The sequence below is a fragment of the Eudoraea sp. genome (genome assembly GCF_049665975.1).
Taxonomy (GTDB): Bacteria; Bacteroidota; Bacteroidia; order Flavobacteriales; family Flavobacteriaceae; genus Eudoraea.
Map to the genome: position 1 here is coordinate 1 of NZ_JBATGR010000462.1, position 1767 is coordinate 1767.

General features: G+C 44.0%; 2 protein-coding genes. Both read left to right on the forward strand.

Features of this window, described 5'->3' with window-relative positions; translation table 11 throughout:
• A partial coding sequence (locus tag WBN20_RS15070; protein ID WP_424282278.1) for a pyruvate kinase occupies positions 1–816 on the forward strand: 816 nt, incomplete at its 5' end.
• Between the two features lie 391 nt (positions 817–1207).
• Positions 1208–1767: hypothetical protein (locus WBN20_RS15075; protein ID WP_424282279.1), on the forward strand; the 560-nt coding region annotated here is incomplete at its 3' end.

A 1767-nucleotide genomic window follows, 5' to 3' on the forward strand; every position in this document is an offset into this window, starting at 1 on the left:
CCCGGTGGAGCTGCGCTTAAGGATGCGGAAGGGAATATAACAAGCCCGGCACATATTTCCTGTACCTCGGCAGAAATATTTGAGCAGGTAGGGGAAGGGGAGCCGGTCTTTTTTGATGATGGCAAGATTGAAGGGGTTATTCGCAAGCAGGCCCCGGACGAATTGCTGATAGAGATTGTGCATACCCGGAAAGTAGGAAACAAACTAAGGGCAGACAAAGGCATAAATTTTCCCGGCAGTAAATTAAATTTCAGTGGTTTAACAGCCAAAGATAAAAAAGATCTCGCATTTGTAGTTGAAAACGCGGATATCGTAAACGTATCATTTGTAAACCGAAAGCAGGATGTAAGAGATCTTATGGCGGAGTTGCAAAAATTAAACCCTCCAAAAGGATTTGGGATCATTCTAAAGATTGAGACACAAAGTGGGTTTAATAAGCTGGCCAAAATTCTTTTGGAGGCCATGAAGACCTACCCTGTAGGGGTGATGATTGCAAGGGGAGATCTGGCCATAGAATGCGGATGGGATAATATTGGCAGGGTTCAAAGGGAAATTCTTTCACTGTGCAGGGCGGCACATATTCCTGAAATCTGGGCAACACAGGTCCTGGAAAACCTTTCAAAGCAGGGGATCCCTTCCCGGGCCGAAATGACCGATGCCGCTATGGCGCAACGCACAGATTGTGTTATGCTTAACAAAGGGCCCTATATTCTCCAGGCTATTAGATTGCTGAGCACCATTTTTAAGGATATGGAGCTTTACCAGGAAAAAAACGCACGCCTTTGGCCTGCTATGGAAAGGGCAGATAACCATTGAGTTGTTTTACTGTGCTTGTGTGTGAAATGAAGAACAGCCGAAGCTAGATAGCTTTGCTCTTGCTCCAAGGGATCAAAAAACCCAAATTTCAAAATCCAAATTCCAATCGAACTGAAAGATGCTTTTGTATTTGGCACTTGTCATTTGGTACTTCTTGAGTTCCATTAATAACCAGATGTTAATAGAATACTTACGATAAAATTAAATTCCACCTAGGCTCCTGCATAACCTGGAATAAAATAAAGGACTAATTACCAAAAATAATTCTTATCTTTAAGTGAACTCCCATAATCTAACTTCCCTCCTGGTACTGCGCTTCTTATAATCTAAGCGGTTTATTTGTGTTTTTGGGTATTTGCTCATAATGTGTAATCCATTAAACCACTATTATATGAAACCAATCGATCAATCATTTTCAAAAACCTTTTTTCAGTTAGCCATTGTGGCTGTCCTTTTATTTTCCTTTTCCTGTAGTCCGGAAGCGGATATGGATGCTCTTGAAAACATCGAGGCTGTCAATGCCTCTGCAAACAAGGAGAAACAAGTTGAGCGCCCCTGGAAGATCCGGAGTGCCGGAACCTTTGAATTCGACCCCTCTTCGGTTAATTTGTGTGACCCTTTGTTGCCACTGAAGATCGTGGGCAGCGGCGAGGCCTCCCACATAGGCCGTTATGCAGTTGAACTGACCTGGTGTACGGGGGGACCTGGAAACCAAGGTTTTGATGCAATTACCGGAGTCATAACCTCGGCAAACGGGGATACGATAGTTTTTAAATCAGTCCTGGGTAGCTTCACAGCTAATTCGGTTGACTATATCGTAACAGGCGGGTCAGGTCTCTTTGATGGCGCAGGGGGTGAATTTACATTGTTTGCTACTGAACCCACTATGTTCACAAATGGACCTGGGGAGCCTCCAAGTGGCACCTATGCCAATGCAGGGGAAGGCTATAT